Here is a 20,852-nt window from a genome sequence, read left to right as displayed (position 1 = left end):
TCACGGCGCACGCGCGAGCCCCCGGACGCGCTAGCCTCCCCCCGCCCGTCATGCCCTCGGACCCGCCACCCGTCCTCCTCACCACCGAGCGTCTCAACCTGGCCCTGCTCCCGCCGGAGGGTGCCGCGCGCGTGCTCGCCTACCACGAGGCCAATCGCCACCACCTCGGCCCCGTCTCGCCCGCGCGCCCCGACAACTTCTTCACCATCACCTGGTGGCGCTCGCGTCTGGCCCAGGACGCCGAGGACTGGCGCCGCGGTCTCGCCTTGCGTCTCTTCATGCTGTCACGCGAGCTCCCGCTCACCTCCGCTCCCGTGCTCGGCAGCGTGTCCCTCACCGACATCCGCCGCGGGCCCCTCCAGTCGTGCGAGATGGGCTTCGGGCTCGACCTCCGGCTCCAGGGCCATGGACTCATGAGCGAGGCCGTGCGTGCCGTATGTGACTACGCCTTCGGCATCATGGGCCTGCACCGCATCCACGCCAACCACCTGCCGGAGAACCATCGCAGCGCCGCCGTGCTGCGCCGCGTGGGCTTCTCCGTCGAGGGCCTCGCGCGCGAGCTCGTCCTCATCGACGGCCGCTGGCGCGACCACGTCCTCACCGCGCTGCTGGCGCCTCGTCCACCGGCAAGGTGAAGGAGAAGGTGCTGCCCCTTCCCTGCTCGCTCTCCGCCAGGATGTAGCCGCCGTGGGCCTCGACGATGCCCTTGGCGATGGGCAGACCCAGCCCCGCGCCCTCCCGCGCTCCTTTCGCCTGCCAGTAGCGCTCGAAGAGGTGCGGCAGGTGCTCCGGAGCAATCCCCTTGCCGGTGTCGCTCACGAAGAAGCGCACGAAGCGGCCCTCGCGCCGGGCCCGCACGGTGACGCGGCCGCCCTCGGCCGTGTAGCGCAACGCATTGCCGATGAGGTTGGAGAATACCTGCAGCACCCGGCCCCGGTCCGCCAGCACCCGCGGCAATCCAGACTCCAGCTCCCGCTCCAGCCGCAACCGCCGCGCCTCCGCCAGCGGCCGGTGCAGCTCGATGGCGTCATCCATCAACTGGCAGACGTCCTGGGGCTGGCGCTCCACCGTCAGCCGCCCGGATTCGATCTTCGCCACCTCCAGTAAATCCTGGATGAGGTGGACGGCCCTGTCCGCCGAGCGCCGCATGAGCTCCGCCTGCTTGCGCCACGACGCCCCCTGCTCGCCCTGGGGCAGGTGCTTGAGCAGGTAGGTCGCCCCCAGGGAGATGACGTTGAGGGGGTTGCGCAAATCGTGCGAGACGACGGCGAGCACCTCGTCACGCGCGTGCGTGGCCTGCTGGGAGTCCTTGTAGAGCCGGGCGTTGTCCAGGGTGAGGGCGGCCCGGGAGGCCAGGCCCTCGGCGAGCGAGAGGTCCGCCGGGCCATAGCGACGGCCGGACTCCCCGGTGAAGGCGAAGGTGACGGCGCCCAGCGTCCGCCCGCGCGCCACCAGCGGGACGATCATCAGCGAGCGAGGCGCCAGGGCCCGGTGCGTGGTGAAGTGCTCCTCGTCCTCGGCGGAGGCCCGCAGCCAGGCATCCGTCACCTCGGGGACGAGCTCCGGCTCACCAGTGCGCAGCACGCTCTGCATGCCCACCAGCGCCTGGCTCCCGGAGCGCAGGCGCCCGAGCGCGAGCAGCAACGGCTCCCGGGTGGAGTCCCGGTGGGCGACGGCCATGCGTTGCACCTCGCCGCCCTCCTGGATGCACACCACGCAGTAGTCGGCCAGGCGTGGCACCGCCAGCCGGGCCAGGCTGCGCAGCGTGGCCTCGTACTCCAGCGCGGCCACCAGCACCCGGCCGCTCTCGGAGAGGAACTGCTGCGACTCCTCGGCGCGCTGGCGGTCCGAGATGTCGCGGATGATGGTGGAGAACATCTCCAGCGTCCCATCCGCCTGGGCATGGGCGAGCAGCACCTGGGAGACGGGAAACTCCCGGCCGTCCGGCGAGCGCATCACCGTCTCCCCCATCCACACGCCCTCGCGCAGCGCGGTGGGCACGCTCTCGGCCAGCAGGCGCCGCGCGGCCCACGCCGGGTGGGCCGCGGCGAGGCTCCACGCGCTGGCGTCCTGGTCCTCCGCCAATCCCACCATGCGCCGGCCCGCGCGGTTGAGGTAGAGGCCCCTGCCCTGCGGGTCCGTACTGCCCACGAAGTCCGGCGTGGCCTCGATGATGGAGCTGAGCCTGCGGCGCGCCTCCTCCGCGCGCTTGCGGGCCGTCACCTCGCGCAGGTAGACGGAGACGCCCTCGCCCGAGGGGCTGACGTGGCAGTCGAACCACGCCGCCAGCGAGGGGAGGTACATCTCGCAATCCGAGGCGCCCTGTCCCTCCAGCACATGGAGCACGCCCCTGGCCAACCCGTCCCGGGCGTCCTCCGGCAGCATCTCGTCCAGGAGCTGGCCCAGCAACTGCTCCCGCGAGCGTTGCATCACCTCGGCCGCGCGGCGGTTGACGAAGGTGAAGCGCCGCTCCCGGTCCAGGGCGAAGAAGGCGTCGGTGATGCTCTCCAGGATGGCCTCGATGCGCGAGTGGGCCGCCTCGGCCTCGGTGCGGGCCGCCTCCTCGCGGGCGAGCCGCAGCGCCGTCCCCTCCGCCCGTTTGCGCTCCGACACCTCCCGCGTCACCGTCACCCAGTGACTCAACACGCCTTCCTGGTCGCTCACGGGCACCAGGGTGCTCTCCGTCCAGAGGGTGGAGCCGTCCTTGCGGTAGATGAGCAGCTCCTCGCGGAAGGGCTCCTCGCGGCTCAGGGCCTCGCGCATGCGCTCGATGGCCGCCCGGTCCGTCTCCGGCCCCATCAGCATCAGTGACTCCGACTCGAGCAGCTCCTCCTTGCCGTAGCCCGTCATCCGGCAGAAGGCATCGTTGGCGTAGAGGATGCGCCGGGTGCGCCGCCCCTCCTCCAACTCGGGCTCCAGGATGACCACGCCGTCGTAGGCGTTCACCACGATGGACTCGAAGAGGCGCAGGCGTGCCTCGGTGCGCTTGCGGTCGGTGATGTCCCGGAAGTAGACGGCGAGCCCCTCCTCGGAGGGATAGACGTGCATCTCCACCCAGGTGTCGCGCGGAGGGTCGTGCTCCTCGAAGTGGACGGCCCGTTGCTCGGTGAAGGCCTCGCGGAAGCCCTGCTCGGAGCGCGAGCCGCTGAAGTGCGGGAACACCTCCAGGGGCGTCCTCCCGAGCATCTGCTCGCGCGAGCGGTGCGACAGCTCCTCTGCGCGGCGGTTGACGTAGGTGAAGCGCCAGGCCCGGTCCAGGGCGATGAAGGCATCGGAGATGCTCTCCAGCATCCCGTGCATGCTCCGCTCCACCGCCTCGGCCTGGACGCGCGCCGTCTGCTCGCGCAGCAACTGGCGCTCGCGCTCGCGGGCCCGCAGCCGCTCGGTGATGTCGGTGAAGGTGATGACCGCCCCGATGATGCGCTCGCCATCGCGGACGGGGCTGCTGCGGTACTCCACCGGGAAGAAGCTGCCATCACGCCGCCAGAACACCTCGTCCGTCACGTGGAACGTCCGGCCCTCGCGGAAGGCGGCGTAGGTACGGCACTCGGCCTCGGGCAGGGGCGAGCCGTCCGCGCGTTTGGAGTGCATGAGCGGATGCTGGGACTTGCCGATGAGCTCTTCCGGCGCCCACCCCAGCATGCGCGCCGCGGCCGGGTTGACGAAGGTGGTACGGCCCTCGGTATCCAGGCCATACACCCCCTCGTCCACGGAGGAGAGGATGAGCTCGCCCAGGTGACGCAGCAGCTCCAGCTCCCGCCGCGGCTCCGCGGGGCCGAGCGCACAGGCGAAACCGGCCAGCGCCCCGTCCGCGTCGTACAGCGCGGTGAGCACCTGCGAGGCGAGGAAACGGGAGCCATCGCGCCGCACGAGCCAGCCGTCGAACTCGCAACGCCCGTCCTGCTCGGCCTGACGCAGGACCCTCGCCAGGTGCTCCCGCTCCTCGGGCGGGGAGAGCGCGGTGAGCGGCTCTCCGAGGAGGTCGGCCTTCGCATGCCCGGTGAGCCGCTCCGCCCCCGGGGTCCAGAGACAGATGTGGCCCTTCACATCCAGGCCTGCGAGCGCACAGACCTCCGCCTGCTCCAGCAACCGCAGGGCGAGTGCACTGCGCGTCCAGGACGCCTCCTCCCGGCGGGAAGCATCCCGCGGTTCCTCCGGCTCACCAGGAGCACTGTGGATGGTGGAGGACAAACGGAGCCGGCCTCCTTTCGAACCTGCGCGGGGCTCAAGGGTGTGGATCTGCTCACGTATGCCCGGAATGCAAGAAGGGCCCGGCCGGACGGCCACTGTGTGGCGAGGCGAAGCAGGAGCCTTGGGAGCGGACGTTCTAGGAGCGCTTCGTCATGTCGAAGAGGGCGCGGGCCTGGGGGCCGAGGAAGCCATCGAAGCCGGACGAGCGCTGGGCGATCTCGAAGTAGGCATAGGGCCAGGTGCGCGTGCGCCCGTCGGCGAGCCGGATGGTGACGGGGGCGGCGCTGGTGGCCGTCTGACGCAGGGCGGTGCCAGGCGCGCCCTCGATGTCGGCCTTCATGGGGACGCCGGCCTCGCGCATGCGGCGCTGCCACACCTCCACGTCATCCACGGAGCCGGTGAAGTGGTTCACCTTGCGGCCGAAGGCGAGCAACCACGCGCCGTACTGGGACTCCTTCTCCAGGGTGAGGAGCGCGGACTCCTCGGGCGGAGGCGGAGCGGAGAACCAGCCGGCGAGTGCCTCGATGGAGTCGGGAGCGGGAGGATCCGCCGGGAGCGCGGCGAGGAGACGCTGGGCCTCGGGCGAGAGCCTGTCGGCGAGGAGCTCGGAGATGAAGACGCGGGGCAGCCCCTCCGGATGGGACATGTAGATGGCGGAGAGGTGGGTATCGGGGAAGGTGTACTCGCCTGCGGGCTTCCAGCCGAAGCGCTCGAAGACGCGGGAGAAGAGCGCGATGCCCCCGCCGGGCCGGGCGAGGGAGCGGAGCGCGATGTGATCATTGCGGAAGCTACCGCCGGAGAGTTGGGCGAAGGTGCGCGCGTACGGCACCTCCGCGGCGTAGCGCTCCCACAGCAGGTCCAGGAGTCGGGTGGCGTCAGAGCTCATGACGCCCAGTCATAGCCGGAAGGAGGGAGTCTGCCCAGGCGTGGGTGTTACCAGTGAATCGCCTCGGGAGCTTTGCGGAAGAGGGTCCGAAGCGCGGGGTGCATCGAGTGCTGCCTCTGCATCTCCTTCCACACCGTCCGATGCGGTGAGCGCTGGACGGCCTTCCTACGCAACTCGAGCTGGGTCGTGGGGGCTCGCCGCTCTCGCAGGGAGACGTATCGTGTGAGCATGTCCTGGTAGCCAATAAAGGCGGTCTCACGCGCTTTACGAAGGTACTCGCGCTTGTTGAGTTGCAGGACGCGCAGTGTGTAGTCAGCCCGTTCGTAGTTCCGCGTGCCTCGCTTCGCGCTCGGCTCGAAGTAGAAGGTGTCCCGAAGTTCGAGCACCAGGAATTCCATCGGGTCCTCCGAGCGAGGGTCGATGAGCGCTGGGGGTCCCTTCAACGGCGGTCTGATGGGAGATACCCCTCGTGGCCTGCCCACATCCACTGGCTTGCGCGCTCGTGGGGTAAATACCGCGAACTGTTCGCTCTTGGGCCCGTTACAACGGCCGCAGGCATAGAGATAGTTGCGCCACGCGAACACCTGCTCCGGGTAGAGGTGCTTGGGCCAGATGTGGTCGATCTCGTCCGCGACCGAGTCCTCACAGTACCCACACCGCTGCTCCCCCGAGCACATCTCCGCCAGCGTTCGCCGCACTTCGGCGAAGGTCCTGTTCCTCGCGCTGTTGTGCTGCTCGAAAGCGCGTTTCGCGGCATCAACCCGGGCGGCGTAACCCGAATGAGCATCCACCTCGGCCTGCCACCGGTCGAGCTGGTGCAGCGCGGTGGCGGACAGCGTGATGTCAGGCAGCCGAAGCACGCCGGGCCTCACTGGTCCGAATCATGGACCGCCATGGAAGCAGTCGGAAGGCTCGCACGAAGAGAGGTCTGCTCCCGACGCTCTGCAGCGCTCAGCCCCTGGCGCATTTCCTTCAGGTTCAGCTTCGCCAGCCGCTGAAGCCGCTGCTTGGATTGTTCCGAGCGCGCAACGTCCTCTCCGAACAGTCCTGTTCCGTAGGCATCGAGCACGTTACCGAAGATGAGCCGATCGAGCTCCACACCCGTGACCTGCCGGGCCTCTTCGTTCGTACCGGGCTTGGGGAGCCGCCACACCGTGCCCACCTCCGCGGCCTGGCAGACCAATGGGCTGTGGGTAGTGACGATGAATTGCAGCTTGGGGAAGTGCTCACGGAACCAGAGCCCCACCTTTCGCTGCCAGGTCGGGTGCAGGTGCGCATCCACTTCGTCGATGAGCACCACGCCCGGCACATCCACTTTCGTTGGATCCTTAGGATGGAAGACGCGCTTCGGCCCGTAGGTGGCTGCGAGCTGGCGGATGAGTTCGAAGGTCATGCTCAGGATGGAGCGGTAGCCATCGCTCAGTTCCTCCACGGGAACGCGGTAGCCGTTGCCATCCACGAAGAGCACCTCACGAGAACTGATCTTCTCCAGCCGGGCGTGATGCGGCAGGAAACCAGGCTGGTTGATGAACTCCATCAATGGATCGAGCAGCGCCCCTTCCGGATCGCCTTCGAGCTTCTTGAACTGCAACTGCTGAAGCCACCGAAGGCCCTCCGTCAGAGCAACGCTCTCGTCGAAAACGGAAAGGTGTCGAGCAAGCCTCGGGTTACTCGAGAAGAGCTTCTCGTATTTCTCGTTCCCACCAGTGAAGCGTCTAAAGGGCCCATACGCAGCGCTGAACCACCCCTTCCCGGTCTCCCAGACTTCCCCGACCATCTCAATGGGTTTGGTCCCCCGACCGCCCGCCAAGCTCACAACCACATCCAATTCCTTGGGAAGCTGCCGACCCCGCCTCTTTCCCACGGAGAACTTGGAGACCTTGTCGAGTCGCGGATCTGGTGCCAACCCCAACTGCACCTCACCCATCTGGTTCCCACGCAACCAGCTCGACCAATCCGGCTGGAGAGCCAGCGCGTCAGGAGCACCGACGAAAGCGAGTGAGAGGGACCGCAGCACCGAGGACTTCCCGGAGCCATTGTCTCCCAGGATGACATGCCATCCCGGCGCGCTCTTGAGCGGAACCTCCCACGTCAATTCCCGGATGGCGCGGATGTTCTCGATGTGGAATCGCGTCAGGTACATGGCTCGGCCACCGTAACCCCATCCGCCTGCCGAACCAACGACTCAAGCCTCACCGGCAGGCGCACGCCGCGTCGTCCCAGGTGTACGTGCGGGACGAGGACTCACAGCCCGCCCCCTCGCCATTCTCGTCGCAGGTTCCCTCGGGGGTGCGCACCACGCGCTTGCGCCGGCCTCCGGCCCTTCCCCTCCGCATTCACGGCCACGTTGCACGGAACCCGCGTGCGCGCCCTACTTCCCGCGCTTCTGCGACAGCAGCCAGGTGCTCACGGCCGGGTCCAGGTACACGGTGTCGAAGATGTCGTGGCCCAGACCGGACAGCTCGGTGTAGCTCACGGCGTTATGGCCCCCGGCCCTCAGCAGCGCGACGAGCTCGCGGCTCTCGGAGACGGGCACCACGGTGTCCCGCTCTCCGTGCCACATCCACAGCGGCAGGCCCTTGAGCTTGCCCACCAGCGAGCGATCCCTGTAGCGCCCGGCCACGGCCACCACCGCCGCGAAGCGCTCCGGACGGCGCGCGGCCAGCTGCACCACGCCCCCTGCTCCCATCGACTGGCCCGCGAGGTACACCCGCTTGCGGTCTCCCCCGAACTCCTTGAGAGAACGCTCCAGCGCCTCGAGCACGAAGTCCGCCACGTCCCCACTCCAGTCCTTGTCGGGCGGACACTGCGGCAGCACCAGCACCGCCGGATAGCGCTCCGGGTGCACCCGCGCCGCCTCCGCCACGCTCTGCGTCCTCGGCTGCAGCCCATCCGTTCCCCGCGAGCCCGCTCCATGCAGCGCGAGGATGAACGGCCACTCCGGCCCCTGGCGGTAACCCGGTGGCAGGTACACCGAGTACACGTACGTCTCTCCCCGGAAGGTGAGCGTCTTCGCCACGAACGTGCCGGGAGACCCCGCTGGAGCTGGACCCGCCTCAGGTACCCCCGTCAGCAGCCACGCCACCAGCGCCATCGTCACCGTACCCATGAGCCTCCTCGCATGCCCGCACAGGTCCTGTCCCGGGCCTTGGGAAAGCCTCGAAGGTACCCGTCCGCCAGAGGAGACGGGACGCACTCCGCGCGAACTGGCGTCCAAGGGTTGCGTTTCCATCACCTCGGCGCTTGCATCTGACCGCGCAGGTGGGAAACTGCTGGCTGCGCGCGTCCTCGGGGTTTGACCTTGGAGGGGTGACGGACTCCGAGGACGCGCGCAGTCTTTCGCAGCCCCGCTTCCCGTGGCGTGCCTTGGAGGGGTTCCCCCACGGGCGGGCTGGCACGGGCGCACTTACAGGAAAAACGATTGTGAACGCCAGTCTCTGGCGAGCGAGGTCATGAGTGCCGCATCAGGTCACTCATCAGTTTCGCTCATAGCGATGGGCTGGCCATATAAGCCTACACCATGGCGAGCTGTGGGCCTACCTCTTTCTCACGAGACGTTCGCACCGGCTGAGAGGACGCGTCCCAGGTATGGGACAGCCTCGGAGTGGGCGGCGCGGGTACCGGCGCCCACTCCGGCCGGCCAGGGCACCTGACGTCAGGCCAGTTTCCGCCCCAACCAGAGCAGCACGATGGCTCCGATGATGGAGCCGAGGTAACCGCTGGGCTGCATCAGGCGCCAGCCGTGCCCCGTGATGAGCGAGCCCAGGAAACCGCCCATGAACGAGCCGGCGATGCCGAGCAGGATGGTCGCGATGATGCCCATCGGCTGGCGGCCGGGCATGACGGCGCGGGCGATCAGCCCCGCGATCAGCCCCATGATGATCAACCCAATCAGACCGAACATGCTGTCCTCGTTTGCGCTGGAATGAGACCCCAGTTTGCATGAAGTACGCCTCGGGGCGAACTCCATTGCAACGGACGCTCAGTAACGGGGGTCCACCACCTTCGGATTGCGGCGGACGTACTCGATGGCCCGCGCCCGGTCCAAGCCGCTGTCCACGAGGAACTGCACGGTGACCTGCCCGAGCGACGTGTAGGGCAGGTAGGCCTCGGCGAACGGAACGCCCCGCGCGTCCATGTCCCGGACCGAGTCCTCGAGCTCCTGGACGACGGTGGGCAGGGCGTGCTCGAAGGCGCGGCGCAGCGCCGGGTCGCTGGTGGTGCAGAAGGACTCGGCCTCGAACTTCTTGAAGATGCGGGCGTTGCGCATCTGGAAGAGGCGCGTCGGGTTGTCGTCCACGATGATGACCCGGCGCAGGGTCTCGTCGAAGACGCGCAGGTCCTTGGACGGCTCGCGCACGGGGTTGCCCTTCTTCGGGTCGCTCACGCCCTCGGACTTCTCCTGCAGGACGAGGTAGCTGTTGGTCAGGATGCCGGCGATCGCGGGGTGCTCGGTGAGCGGGACGCCCCCGAGCTTCCAGTTCGCGAGGAGCTCGAGGGTGGGCGCGTCCACGTTGGCGGAGAAGAGGACGATGGCGCCGCCGAGCGCCTGGATGCGCTCGAAGGCCTGCTGCCAGCCGGGGACGAGCTTCACGTAACGGACGCCCTCCTTCTGGGGAATCGCGAGATCGTGACAGGCCTCGCCCACCTGGGCCGGGTAGTACTGGCTGATCAGCGTCTCATCCATGTCGAAGACGACGATGAAGCGGGCCTTGCCGAGCGCCTCGGGCTGGAGACGGCTCTCGAGCTCGCCGCGGCGGACGCGCTCGAGGGCGGTGTTGAAGGCCTCCACCGGCGCGGGGGCGGGCTGGGAGCGGAGGAGATCGCGGTAGTGGTTCTGCAACTCGACGGCCTGGACCCGGGCGAGCTGGAAGCGCTCCATCAAGTGGCTGATGTTGAAGAAGCGGCGCTCCTCCTCGTTCGGGCCCGCGTACTTGTCCACCCAGTCGGGCAGCGCCGGGATGGTGAGCGCATCGAGCTCGGCGCGCGAGGTGATGCCCGTCGTGGACGTGGCGGTGGCGGTGGGCGGAGCCTCGGTCCGCTGGGCGGAAGAGGCCGCCGCACAACCCAGGAGCGGCGCGGTGAGCAGCAGGAGCAACGAGAAGCGGGACATGGGGTCTCCAGAGTCGAAGGTCACGAACGGGTCCGACAATCGGACCCGTTGGGAAGGGTTCAGGCCCGGCCGGCCGCCACCTCCCGGAGGCTAGCCTCCACTCCGGCGAGCAGCTCGTCCAGGGCGGCGTCGGGGATGTTGAGGGCGGGGGCCACGTACACCGTGTCCCCCAGGGGGCGCAGGTACAGCCCACGGCGCCGGGCGGCCTCGTACACACGCCAGCCGCCCCGCGCCAGGTAGCCGCCACCGCCCAGGTCCACCGCTCCCACCATGCCGATGGCCCGAGGCTGAGTGACGCCAGGAATCGTCGCCGCCATCCGCTCGAAGGCGGCCTTCACCTTCGGCGCCTTGCGCGCCACCTGCCCCAGCACGTCCTCGTCCCGGTACACCGCGAGCACCTCGCGCGCCACCGCCGCGCCCAGCGGGTTGCCGCAGTACGAGTGCCCGTAATACAGCGCCCGCTCGCGCCCCCCGCCGAAGCCCGCGAACACCCGCTCGGTGGCCAGCGTCGCCGCGAAGGGCATCAGCCCTCCGGACAGCGCCTTCGCCAGACACAGCAGGTCCGGCACCACTCCCGCCAGGTCGCACGCGAAGCGCGCCCCCGTGCGCCCCAGGCCCGTGAAGACCTCGTCGGCGATGAGGAAGGTGTCCACCGCCCGCGTGGCCTCGCGCACCGCCCGGAGGAACTCGGGCGCGTAGAGGTGCATGCCCGCCGCGCCTTGAATGACGGGCTCGAGGATGACGGCGGCCATCTCGTCCGGGTGCTCGCGCAGCGTGGCCTCCACCCGGGCGAAGGCGCGCTCCCAGCCCTCCGGTTCCGCGGGGGACGGCACGTGCACCACGTCGAAGAGCAGCGGTCCGAAGATGTCGCGGAACAACTGCACCCCGCCCACGCTCGTCGAGCCGATCGTCTCGCCGTGGAAGGCTCCCGAGAGCGTGATGAAGCGCGTGCGACGGGGCCGGCCATTCTGCGCCCAGTGCTGCGCCGCCATCTTGATGGCCACCTCCACCGCCGTGCTCCCGTTGTCCGAGTAGAAGACGCGTGAGAGCCGCTCCCCGGCCGGCAGCTCCGTACGTCCGGCCCCCGGCGCCAGCGCGACCAGCTCCTGCGCCAACCGCGCCGCCGGCTCGTGCGTCACGCCCGCGAGCGAGGTGTGCGGGAAGGTGCCGGCCTGCTCGGAGAGGGCGCGCACCAGCCTCGGGTGCCGGTGGCCCAGCGTGGACACCCACCACGAGCCGTTGGCGTCCAGGTAGCGCGTCCCGTCCGCGTCGTAGAGGTACGGCCCCTCGGCGCGCACCACCACCAGCGGGTCCGTGCTCGCGATGTACTCGTCCATCGCGGTGTACGGGTGCCACACATACCGTTTGTCCAACGCGACGATGTCCGCGCGCTCCATGCCGGTTGCTCCTTCCGATGCGCGGCCCTCCCTATCACGCACCGGCGGGGGACTGGAGCCTCGGCGGGCCAGGGGTGATAGAGAGGCGGCATGGGAACGACCTCGAACCGCAAGCACCCCTCCGTCCCGCTGGCGCGCACCGCGTCCCTGTCGCTGGCCCTCCTCGCCCTCTCCGCCTGCTCCGAGCGGCAGGAGAAGCCTCCTTCGAGCCCTGGCGCCGCCTCCGTCTTCAAGGACTCCCCTGCTCCAGCGGCTCCCTCGCAACCGCCGCCCACGGCCCCCACGCCCACGGCACAGCAGCAGGAGGGCAGCGAGCCTCCCGTCAGCGACGCCCGGTCGCCGGAGCAGCTCTTCACCACCCTCGGCTGCACCGCCTGCCATGCACCGGGCCGGGCCTACTCCGCCGTCCTCGCCAACTCCCGCGACAAGGCGCCGGAAGTCGTGGCCATGTGGATCCTCGACCCCCAGAAGGTCAAACCCGGAACGCTGATGCCCAGCTTCACCGGCCGTATCTCCACCGCGGAGGCGCTCGCGCTCGCCCAGTGGCTCAAGGCCGGCAATCCCAGATGAAGCAGCCCATCACCGGCTTCCACCTCGACGAGGAGAACCACCAGGTCGCCGACCTCGCGTGTGGCCACCGGCAGCACATGCGCCATGACCCGCCGTGGATGGAACGCCCGTGGATCCTCACGGAAGAGGGCCGGCGCAGCCGCCTGGGCATCGAGCTCGAGTGCAAGCGCTGCGACGAGGCCGCCCAGGCCGTGGCCCAGGCGGTCCGTGAAGCCCTGATGTCGGCGGCACGGGAGGCCTACGAGGAAGGCGGCCTGAGCGGCCTGTGCGCCGAGGGCCGCTGGGACCTGGCGCTGGATGCGATGCGCGCGGCGGACCTCTCGCCCGCCATCCAGCGTGCGCTTGGCCCGAAGCCCCAGGAGGGCTGAAACGACACACCCCGGGCCGCGGCCTGCCGCGCCACGGCACCGGGGTGGTGTTCACCGCTTCAACGGAACTACCGGCTGGCCTCGGCGTCCTCGGCCTGCAGGGCGACGGACGTGGTGCCCTTGGCCAGCTCGGCCATGTAGGCGGCGGCGAGCTTGACGAACTTCACCGAGTTGGTGGCCGTGCCGGCCGTCTGCGCGAGCGTGTCGCTCGTGGTGTGGATGGTCGGGTTGTCCTGGCCCATCAGCGCCTCGAAGGGGATGGAGGCAGGGAAGCCCCGGTTGTGCCACGAGGCGTGGTCCGAGCAGCCGTAGCCGCACGTGGTGCTCGTCGCGGTCACGCCCGGCAGGTACCGGGTGATGAGGTTGCGGATGAAGGTGTTCTGCGCGGCGTTGGTGTAGTCGGACACCATGACGATGTCGTAGCTGGAGCCACGGTAGTTGATCATATCCAGCTGCAGCACGCCCACCACGTTGACGCCGGTGCTCTTGTAGTTGGCGGCGATCGCCCCCGAGCCCCTCAGGCCAATCTCCTCGGCGGCGTAGGCCATGAGCTTCACCGTGCGCGCCGGCTTGTAGCCCTTGGCCACCGCCACGCGGAGGACCTCGGTGAGCGCGGCCACGCCCGAGGCGTCATCATCCGCGCCGGGCGCCGCGTAGGACGAGCCGCTGCCATTGATGGAGTCCAGGTGCGCGCCGAGCACCACCACCTCGTTGGGCAGCGAGGTGCCCCGGATGGTGACGATGACGGACGGCTGCGGCGAGGTGGTGGTCGGGTGCACGAAGTTGGCCACCGTGATGTCCGAGCGCCCGCCGGCCAGCGTCGTCCAGCGGTTCTTCAGCCACGTGGCCGCGTCGATGCCCGACTGCAGGTTGTAGCGGCGCGACGTCCAGCTCGTCGACAGCGTGCTGATGGTGCCGCGGATGTTCGTCTCCGCCACCGCCGACATCAGCGAGTTGACCGCCGTGCCGTTGTCGATGGTGTAGCTGATCGCCAGGGGCTGCACCGCGATGCTCCGCTCCACCGCCGCCAGCGCCTGCTCCTCCGTCTCATGGGAGATGAAGCCCGCGCACCGGTTGAGCCGGTCGTGCATCACCTTGGACAGCTTCTCCAGCTGCGACTCGCGCACGCGCAGCACCGCCACGCCGTCCTTCTCGCGCGCCACCTCGGCGAACTCCGGCTCCTGCCCCTTGAACGACGCCCGCGCCGACTCCAGCGCGTCCGTACCGATGGAGATCCACACCTCCTTTTCCTTGTCCTTCGCGGGGGCCTCCGCGAACGCGGGCGTGGCACACACCAACATCAAGGCAACCGCACCGAACTTCGTCGTCCTCATGTGTTGCTCCTCGGCAAGGGGTGCTTCTTCAGGAAGGGTTTCCGCCGGTCGGTCTTTTCCCGACCCCCGGGGAAGCCGGGCTTATCCATCCGAAAAGGGTCGAATCCAATTCCTACATCTCGCGAAAAAACCCACGATGTAGGATTTTGAACGATTCAACCCCCCATGTAGCACCCCGCCCGGAGAGGGTCAGGCGGTCTCGCGGAGCTGCGCGACAGAGGAGGGACCGTCCACCGGCAGCTCCAGGATGAAGCTCGAGCCCCGCCCGCGCCCCTCGCTGGCCGCGACCAGGGAGCCCCCCATCTCCCGGGCGGTGTTGGCCGCCCAGTGCAGCCCGTAGCCCAGGCTCCCCGGGCGCGTGGTGAAGCCGAACTGGAAGACGCGCTGCAGGTCCTCCGCCGAGATGCCCACGCCGTTGTCGCGCACCACCAGCAGGAAGCGCCCCGGCCCGCGGGGGCGCGCCTCGATGCGCAGGCACCTGTCCTCCCGCCCCGCCTCCTGCAGCGCCTGCTTCGCGTTGCTGATGAGGTTGACCAGGATGTGCAGCGCCTTGTGCCGCTCGAGCGAGACGACGGGCAGCCGCGCCAGGTCCCGCTCGATGCGCACCTGGTGCCGGGCCAGCGAGGACTGTTGCATGCGGAGCGCGTCCTCGATGAGCGCCGCCACCTCCACCGGCTCCACGAGCCGAGGGCCATGGGCGTACGCCTGCTGCGCGTGAATGGTCGCGCCAATCTGCTCGAGGTTGGCCTTCATCGACCGCAAGTCGTCGCCCATGAGGTCGCCGTCGCGCCGCAACCGGTCCCCCAGCTTGTCGAGGTACTCGGGGAGCAGCCGCAACCGGGGGTCCGTCTCTTGCGAGGCGGAACGTTGCTCGCGCTCCATCAGCAACCGGGCGCTCTTCTTCAACTGTTCCACGGGCAGGTGGGCCACGTCGTGGGTCAGGCTCTCGGTGGTCACCACGAGCGAGTTGAGCGAGTTGCCGATGTTGTGCAGCACCCCGCTGGCGATCTCCGCCATGCCCGCGCGGTGGGCCATGTCCACGAGCTGCTTGTGGGCCGTCTCCAGCTCGCTGGTGCGCTCCCGGACGCGCTGCTCCAGGCTGCCGTAGAGCGCCACGTTCTCCAGCGAGAGCGCGAGCTGCGCGGCCAGCAGCGTGAGAATCTGGAGGTGCCGGGAGGTGAAGACACCCGGGGCCAGGTTGTTCTCCAGGTAGACGACGAGCAGCAGCCGGCCCTGGTGGAAGAGGGGCATCGACAGGGCGGAGCGGGCGGACCGGCGGTGGACGTAGGGGTCGTCGCGCAGGAAGTCGTCGCGCGACAGGTCCTGCACCAGCATGGGCTGCTGCGCCCGGATGGAGAGGCGCACGAGCGAGGCCGGCACGTGCTCGGCGCCCACGGGCGTGCCTGGCGCGTAGCAGTGGGTCTCCCGCGTGGAGGCGGTGTGCTCCATCACCAGGGAGAGGTGCTGCCGGTCCTCCCGGAGCAGGACACAGCGCTGGGCACCGGCGTTCTCGCAGAGGATGACCACCACCCGCTCCAGGAGCCGGTCCAGGTTCATCTCCGAGAAGAACACCCGCGAGGCCGCCAGGACGCTCTGGAGATCCAACAGGGCCAGGTCCGTGCGGGTCTCGCCCGAGGCGTGGGGTTCGTGGCCCCCGGGGGCATGGGCGGGCAGGCCCTGCTCGGCATAGCGGGCGGAGAGGTGGCGCGACAGGGCATGCGCTCCCCAGCGCGCACAGGCCTCATAGGCATCGTGCAGGTGCGGCCTCGCGCGGTGCCCCAGCCCCCACTCGAGGAAGAACCGGGCGGCCAGCTCGTGGGCGAGCGCCTCGTCGTTGGAGTAGTCGTGCTCCCGGGAGAGCGCGATGGCCCGGTCGTAGTGCTCCAGGGCCTCGGCGCGCGCGCCGCGCACCCGGCAACGCTCGGCCTCCACGAGGTGGAACGAGTGGAGGAAGTTCATGGGCGCCGAGCGGGCCCAGCGCTCCATGCGCCGCTGGTTGGCGGCGACCCGCTCCAACGCCGTGCTCCGCGCCGCCTCGTCCAGCTCGGGCAACAGGGCCAGCCGCGCCAGGGAGTCGAAGAAGAAGTAGCGCGGCACGAGGAGCTGGGCCGCCACCGCCGGCAGGAAGGGCTCGGCCGCGTCGGCGCTCTCCACCGCCAGCCGGTACTGCCCGAAGAGGTAGGCCAGCATCAGCTTGTTCACGTACGCGATGCAGGTCGCCGTCCCGTCCTTGTCCTCCAGGTAGCGCGGGAGCTGCTCGTCCTCGCTCCAGGCCCGCCCCACCAGGCGCCAGGGGGTCTCCCCCTCCCCCGAGAGGTTCAGCACCGCCTGCTGGTACACCGCGTACTGCCGGAGCGTCACGGCGCGATGATGGTGCACGAGGACCTCGCGGTACTCGTCCATCTCCCCGGTGAGGGTACCGAGCGGCCGCCCCAGGAGGTACGAGTGGTGGCAGTAGAAATCCGCCGCCCACCCCATGAACTCGAGGTCCCCCGTCTCCAGCCCGCTGGTGTACGCGTCCAGCAGGGGCTTCAACGTCTCCCGCACGTGATGCTTCCAGTGGATCGTCTTGGCGTTGACCACGTAGAGCGTCTTCGCGCGGGGCTCCCGGGCGTCGAAGCGTTCGAGGATCTTCAACGCCAGCTGGCCGGCCTGGTAGCCCGCGTCGAGCTGGTCGAACACCCCGCAGAGGATGAGCCCGAACATCGCGAAGGTGGAGGCCGCGATGGGCGCCACGCCATGCCGCATGGTCAGCACCACCGTGCGGAAGACGAGCAGCGGCAACAGCTCGGGTCTCGTCTGGTAGGCGGGCGGTGCCAGCAGGGTCAGGAGCCGCACCGCCGCGAGCAGCCCGGCATCCGTCATCTCGGGCAGGGAGAGGAAGCGCTCCGGCGGGCCCTGCCCCACCGCCGCACGCACCTCCTCGAGCGCCCGCTGGACATCCTCGGACTGGGGCGCCGCCGGGAACTCCACCCCCAGCTCCTTCAGCACCCGCAGCCCGGTCTCCAGCGCGTAGGCGAGCCGCTCCTGGGCCACCGCCGTCTGGATGCGGATTTCATGCACGCGCACCCGGTCCAACACGGACTGCGCGTGGGACAGCACGGCGTCCACCAGCTCGTCCTGGCGGGAGAAGTGCTTGCTGAGCCACGCCGCGCTCGCCGCCTCCTCGTGAAGGGCGAGCGTCAGCGCGTAGTCCGTCCGCCAGCTCTCCGGCACCAGGAGGGACAGGCCCGCCTCCAGGTACTCGCGGGCCACGTCGTACGCGGTGGAGGACAGGGCCCGCCTGCCGGCCCGCAGGTTCAGCCGGGCCAGCTCGCACCGCTCCGCCGTGTCCACCAGCAGCCCCCGGGCGAGGTTCAGGTGGTTCACGATGTCGAAGAGTTGCTCCTCCTGCTCCTGCGCGGAGGCCGTCTCGAGCAGACGCCGGCCGATCTCCAGGTGGGTCCGCTGCCGCTCCGCCTCCGGGATGAGCGAGTGGGCCGCCTGCCGCACCCGGTCATGGAGGAAGCGGTAGCGCGCCACGCGAGGCTCCACGCCGGCCGCCTCCAGGTCCAGGGGCTCCTGGAAGAACTTGTAGACCTCCGACGTGGGGAGGACGTACCCCTCCAGCAGCGCGTGCCACAGCGCCACGGCCGTCTCGGGCTCGGAGTACCCATGCACCCGGGAGAGCGTCGCCAGGTCGAAGCGGTTGCCGATGCACGCGGCGAGCTCGAGCACCTTCCGCGTCTCCTCCGGCAGGCGCTGGAGCTGGTCGGCGAGGAACTCCACCACGTCCGAGGACACGGACAGCGCGCGCACCTGCGCGAGGTCGCACTGCCACATGTGCGCCGTGGCGTCGTAGCTCACCAGGCCCTGCTGGAAGAGGAGCTTGAGGTACTGGGAGGTGAAGAAGGGGTTGCCCAGGGTCTTCTGGTAGAGGAGCTCCGACAGGGGCCGGGCCCGCTCCAGCGAGCACGAGAGCGTCTCCGCCACCAGCTCGTTCACCGCCGCCTCCGGCAGCGGCGGCAGCGCCATCGACTGGACGGGCACGTTGGCCTGGCGGATCTCCGCCAGCGTCTGCATGAGGGGATGGGCCGGCGACACCTCGTTGTCCCGGTAGGCGCCAATCACCAGCAGCCGCGCGGTGCCTGGCTCGGTGGCCAGCAGGTGCAGCATCTTGAGCGAGGCCGAGTCCGCCCACTGCAGGTCATCGAGGAACAGCACGAGCGGGTGCTCCTCCGTCGCGAACACGCGGAAGAGCCCGAGGAACAGCCGGTGGAAGCGCTGCTGCGCGGCGGCGGGCGCCAGCTCCTCCACCTCGGGCTGGGGGCCGAGGATGCACTCCAGCTCCGGCAGCACGTCCACCATCACCCGCCCCTCTCCCTCCAGGGCCTCCAGGAGCCGCTGCTTCCAGTCCTCGAGCCGCTCTCCGTTCTCCGAGTGGAGCTGCCGCGCCAGGCTGGAGAATGCCTGCACCAGGGCCGAGTACGGGATGCTCCGCCCGAGCTGATCGAACTTGCCCGAGGCGAAGAAGCCCTGGGAGCGGACGACGGGCTTGTGGAGCTCCTGCACCACGGCCGTCTTGCCGCTGCCCGAGGAGCCCGCCACCAGCAACAGCTCCATGTGTCCCTGGCACACCCGGTCGAACGCCTGGAGCAGCGTGCGGACCTCCTCGCGCCGGCCGTAGAGCTTCTCCGGAAGGAGGAAACGGTCGGAGACGTCGCGCCGCGCCAGCTCGAAGGACGGAACGCTCCCGTGCTCGCGCAGGGCCTCGAGGCAGGTGCGCAGGTCGTACCGCAGCCCGTACGCGCTCGCGTAGCGCTCCTCGGCCGTCTTGGCCATGAGCTTGAGCACGATGCGCTCGAGCATCTCGGGGATGGCGGGGTTGAGCTCGCGCGGCGGGAGCGGTGGACGCGCCAGGTGGGAGTGGGCGAGCTCCAGCGGGTGGGTGGCCTGGAAGGGAAGCTGGCCCGTGAGCAGCTCGTAGAGCGTCACGCCGAGCGAGTAGAAGTCCGTGCGGTAGTCGATGCCCCGGTTCATCCGTCCGGTCTGCTCTGGAGACATATAGGCCGGCGTGCCCTCGAGGAGCGCGGGGCTGTCGAGCAACTGGGCCTCCCGGGGCAGCCGCGAGGCGATGCTGAAGTCCGTCAGCAGGATGTCGCGCGTCTCGGGGTGGATGAGGATGTTGTGGGGCTTGAGGTCCTTGTGGATGATGCGGTGCTGGTAGAGCCCCTCCAACGTCCCGGCCAGGGAGATGCCGATCTCCAGCACCTGCCGCACGGTGAGTGGGTGGCTCTCGCGGTAGTCCTCGAGCGACACGTATCCACCATCCGCCATGATGATGGCGAAGCCGTTGTGACAGCGCTCGAGCGACAGGGGTGAGACGACGCCCGGGAGCTGGAGGCTTCGCGCGATGGTGTACTGGTTGCGGAACTGGAGCAGCTCGGAGAACGAGGGCCGCTCCGCGCGCAGCAGCTTGAGGATGACGGGGGCGTCGTCTCGCAGCCGGCGGCCGCGGTAGAGCAGGGACCTCGCGCTCGCGTGGAGCAGCACACCCACCCGATATCCGGGAACGGAGGGGACGAGTGACGGGGGTGATGCGCCATCGGAGGGCTGCTTCATGGCGGGATTGTCTATTGAATTCCCCCGGGTGCGGCCATCCGATTCCACACTCCGTGCGCTCCCCTGCTCTCCGAGTAAGGTTCCACGGCGAGCGTTCCGTGAGCGCGTTAGAAGGAGTCCTCGTGGCCGCCGACCTCCGCCTCCAAATCCTCGAATCCATCACCGACGTCCCCGCCGATGCCTGGGACGCCCTCGCCGGGCCGGATGCACCTCCCTTCATCCGCCATGCGTGGCTGTCCGCCATGGAGGAGAGCGGCAGCGCCCGCCTGGAGACAGGCTGGGAGCCCCAGCACCTGACGCTCTGGCGCGGGAAACGGCTGGTCGCCGCCTCACCCGCCTACCGCAAGCACCACAGCATGGGCGAGTACATCTACGACTTCAATTGGGCCGGTGCCGCCGAGCGGCTCGGCATCGAGTACTACCCGAAGCTCGTCGTCGGTGCCCCGCTCTCCCCCGCCACGAGCCCGCGCTTCCTCATCGCCGCCGGGGAGGACGTGGCCACGCTGCGACTCGCGCTCATCCAGGCCGCCATCGAGAGCGCCCGGGAAGGAGGCTGCTCCTCCGTCCACTTCCTCTATCCGCGAGAGGACGAGGCGGAGCTGCTCGAGGAGCAGGGACTGGCCCGCCGCATCACGCTGCAGTTCCACTGGAAGAACCCGGGCTACCGCGGCTACGACGATTATCTGGCGCGGTTCGACTCCAAGCGCCGCTCGCAGCTCAAGCGCGAGCGCGGGGCCGCCGCCCAGCAGGGCATCACCATCCGCACGGTGCGAGGCCAGGAGCTGGGCCTCGAGCACGCCCGGCGCGCCTATGGTTTCTACGAGGCCACGTGCGAGACCCGGGGGCCGTGGGGCCAGGTGCAGCTCAACGAGGACTTCTTCGTGCGCGCCTTCCGCTCGCTGCCGGACACGGTGGAGCTGGTGCAGGCGGAGAGCAAGGGGAAGGTGATCGCCGGAGCGTTCAACCTGGTCACGCCGGAGCGGCTGTATGGACGGTATTGGGGGTGCCACGAGGAGCACCCGTTCCTGCACTTCCACGTGTGCCTGTACCACTCGGTGGACGAGTGCATCCAGGCGGGGCGCAAGGTGTTCGAGCCGGGCGCGGGTGGCGAGCACAAGATTTCCCGGGGCTTCGAGCCCACGGCGGTGCACAGCGCCCATCTCATCTTCGACGAGACGTTGAACAAGGCGGTGCGCGACTTCCTGCGCCGGGAGCACGCGCACCTGCGGCCCGCGGTCGAGCAGGCCGAGCAGCTCGCCGGCCTCAAGCCCTGGCCGCCGCAGGGCCGTGCCACGGGCTAGTGGAGATCGTGTTGCGCATGCTCCCTCTCCCTCTGGGAGAGGGCGGGGGGTGAGGGTCTTCACCCGCGCGTTCCAAGAACCAGGAGGGAAG

Annotated in this window: 15 protein-coding genes; 4 read left to right on the top strand and 11 right to left on the bottom strand. The window is 69.5% G+C overall.

Features of this window, described 5'->3' with window-relative positions:
* Positions 1 to 50: 50 nt before the first annotated feature.
* Positions 51 to 635 (top strand): GNAT family N-acetyltransferase, encoded by a 585-nt coding sequence (locus Q664_RS16365; RefSeq protein WP_043395647.1) that lies wholly within the window; start codon positions 51 to 53, stop codon positions 633 to 635.
* On the opposite strand, the gene Q664_RS52170 is transcribed toward Q664_RS16365, so the two are convergent.
* The 9 genes from Q664_RS52170 to bioA form a co-directional block, all read right to left on the bottom strand.
* The gene (locus Q664_RS52170) at positions 598 to 4,191 is read right to left on the bottom strand and encodes a PAS domain S-box protein (protein ID WP_052518219.1); all 3,594 of its coding nucleotides are present in this window, start codon (positions 4,189 to 4,191) and stop codon (positions 598 to 600) included. The two genes, Q664_RS16365 and Q664_RS52170, sit on opposite strands and share 38 nt — an antisense overlap.
* A gap of 136 nt (positions 4,192 to 4,327) precedes the next feature.
* The gene (locus Q664_RS16355) at positions 4,328 to 5,077 is read right to left on the bottom strand and encodes a DUF1338 domain-containing protein (RefSeq protein WP_043395643.1); all 750 of its coding nucleotides are present in this window, start codon (positions 5,075 to 5,077) and stop codon (positions 4,328 to 4,330) included.
* A gap of 47 nt (positions 5,078 to 5,124) precedes the next feature.
* A complete protein-coding gene (locus Q664_RS16350) occupies positions 5,125 to 5,937 on the bottom strand; it encodes an HNH endonuclease family protein (protein ID WP_043395640.1) in 813 nt (270 codons plus the stop codon).
* Positions 5,938 to 5,945: 8 nt separating this feature from the next.
* Entirely contained in the window at positions 5,946 to 7,220 is a 1,275-nt protein-coding gene (locus tag Q664_RS16345; protein WP_043395636.1) for an AAA family ATPase, read from the bottom strand.
* Positions 7,221 to 7,269: 49 nt separating this feature from the next.
* On the bottom strand, positions 7,270 to 7,413 hold the full coding sequence (locus Q664_RS59085) for a hypothetical protein (protein ID WP_160174418.1): 144 nt from the start codon (positions 7,411 to 7,413) through the stop codon (positions 7,270 to 7,272).
* A gap of 35 nt (positions 7,414 to 7,448) precedes the next feature.
* Entirely contained in the window at positions 7,449 to 8,186 is a 738-nt protein-coding gene (locus Q664_RS16340) for a carboxylesterase family protein (RefSeq protein ID WP_043395633.1), read from the bottom strand.
* Between the two features lie 546 nt (positions 8,187 to 8,732).
* A complete protein-coding gene (locus Q664_RS16335) occupies positions 8,733 to 8,981 on the bottom strand; it encodes a GlsB/YeaQ/YmgE family stress response membrane protein (protein WP_200883712.1) in 249 nt (82 codons plus the stop codon).
* Between the two features lie 78 nt (positions 8,982 to 9,059).
* On the bottom strand, positions 9,060 to 10,190 hold the full coding sequence (locus tag Q664_RS16330; protein WP_043395630.1) for an NIF family HAD-type phosphatase: 1,131 nt from the start codon (positions 10,188 to 10,190) through the stop codon (positions 9,060 to 9,062).
* A 59-nt stretch (positions 10,191 to 10,249) separates the two neighbouring features.
* The gene (bioA, locus tag Q664_RS16325; RefSeq protein ID WP_043395626.1) at positions 10,250 to 11,587 is read right to left on the bottom strand and encodes an adenosylmethionine--8-amino-7-oxononanoate transaminase; all 1,338 of its coding nucleotides are present in this window, start codon (positions 11,585 to 11,587) and stop codon (positions 10,250 to 10,252) included.
* A gap of 90 nt (positions 11,588 to 11,677) precedes the next feature.
* Here bioA and Q664_RS16320 point away from each other — a divergent pair, with 90 nt between their 5' ends.
* Positions 11,678 to 12,157 (top strand): c-type cytochrome, encoded by a 480-nt coding sequence (locus tag Q664_RS16320; RefSeq protein ID WP_043395623.1) that lies wholly within the window; start codon positions 11,678 to 11,680, stop codon positions 12,155 to 12,157.
* Positions 12,154 to 12,525, top strand: coding sequence for a DUF3565 domain-containing protein (locus Q664_RS56355; RefSeq protein WP_084609947.1), 372 nt, complete (start codon positions 12,154 to 12,156; stop codon positions 12,523 to 12,525). Before Q664_RS16320 ends, Q664_RS56355 begins: the two co-directional genes overlap by 4 nt.
* 68 nt (positions 12,526 to 12,593) lie before the next feature.
* Here Q664_RS56355 and Q664_RS16310 read toward each other — a convergent pair whose 3' ends face one another.
* Positions 12,594 to 13,859, bottom strand: coding sequence for a M20/M25/M40 family metallo-hydrolase (locus Q664_RS16310; RefSeq protein WP_052518217.1), 1,266 nt, complete (start codon positions 13,857 to 13,859; stop codon positions 12,594 to 12,596).
* A gap of 189 nt (positions 13,860 to 14,048) precedes the next feature.
* Positions 14,049 to 19,460, bottom strand: coding sequence for a trifunctional serine/threonine-protein kinase/ATP-binding protein/sensor histidine kinase (locus tag Q664_RS16305; protein WP_063934707.1), 5,412 nt, complete (start codon positions 19,458 to 19,460; stop codon positions 14,049 to 14,051).
* Between the two features lie 122 nt (positions 19,461 to 19,582).
* Here Q664_RS16305 and Q664_RS16300 point away from each other — a divergent pair, with 122 nt between their 5' ends.
* Positions 19,583 to 20,761 (top strand): GNAT family N-acetyltransferase, encoded by a 1,179-nt coding sequence (locus tag Q664_RS16300; protein WP_043395620.1) that lies wholly within the window; start codon positions 19,583 to 19,585, stop codon positions 20,759 to 20,761.
* Positions 20,762 to 20,852: the final 91 nt, after the last annotated feature.

Origin of the sequence: Archangium violaceum Cb vi76, from assembly GCF_000733295.1 — a bacterium.
GTDB lineage: Bacteria > Myxococcota > Myxococcia > Myxococcales > Myxococcaceae > Archangium > Archangium violaceum.
The sequence above is the reverse complement of the archived record's forward strand: the minus strand, read 5'-3'. Positions and strand labels throughout refer to the sequence as shown.

Excerpts from the sequence above, each read along its gene's own strand:
- Q664_RS16355 (WP_043395643.1), bottom strand. The coding sequence starts at position 5,077 with ATGAGCTCTGACGCCACCCGACTCCTGGACCTGCTGTGGGAGCGCTAC.
- Q664_RS59085 (WP_160174418.1), bottom strand. The coding sequence starts at position 7,413 with ATGCGGAGGGGAAGGGCCGGAGGCCGGCGCAAGCGCGTGGTGCGCACC.
- Q664_RS16320 (WP_043395623.1), top strand. The coding sequence starts at position 11,678 with ATGGGAACGACCTCGAACCGCAAGCACCCCTCCGTCCCGCTGGCGCGC.
- Q664_RS56355 (WP_084609947.1), top strand. The coding sequence starts at position 12,154 with ATGAAGCAGCCCATCACCGGCTTCCACCTCGACGAGGAGAACCACCAG.
- Q664_RS16340 (WP_043395633.1), bottom strand. The coding sequence starts at position 8,186 with ATGGGTACGGTGACGATGGCGCTGGTGGCGTGGCTGCTGACGGGGGTA.
- bioA (WP_043395626.1), bottom strand. The coding sequence starts at position 11,587 with ATGGAGCGCGCGGACATCGTCGCGTTGGACAAACGGTATGTGTGGCAC.
- Q664_RS16335 (WP_200883712.1), bottom strand. The coding sequence starts at position 8,981 with ATGTTCGGTCTGATTGGGTTGATCATCATGGGGCTGATCGCGGGGCTG.
- Q664_RS16310 (WP_052518217.1), bottom strand. The coding sequence starts at position 13,859 with ATGAGGACGACGAAGTTCGGTGCGGTTGCCTTGATGTTGGTGTGTGCC.
- Q664_RS16345 (WP_043395636.1), bottom strand. The coding sequence starts at position 7,220 with ATGTACCTGACGCGATTCCACATCGAGAACATCCGCGCCATCCGGGAA.
- Q664_RS16365 (WP_043395647.1), top strand. The coding sequence starts at position 51 with ATGCCCTCGGACCCGCCACCCGTCCTCCTCACCACCGAGCGTCTCAAC.
- Q664_RS16305 (WP_063934707.1), bottom strand. The coding sequence starts at position 19,460 with ATGAAGCAGCCCTCCGATGGCGCATCACCCCCGTCACTCGTCCCCTCC.
- Q664_RS16330 (WP_043395630.1), bottom strand. The coding sequence starts at position 10,190 with ATGTCCCGCTTCTCGTTGCTCCTGCTGCTCACCGCGCCGCTCCTGGGT.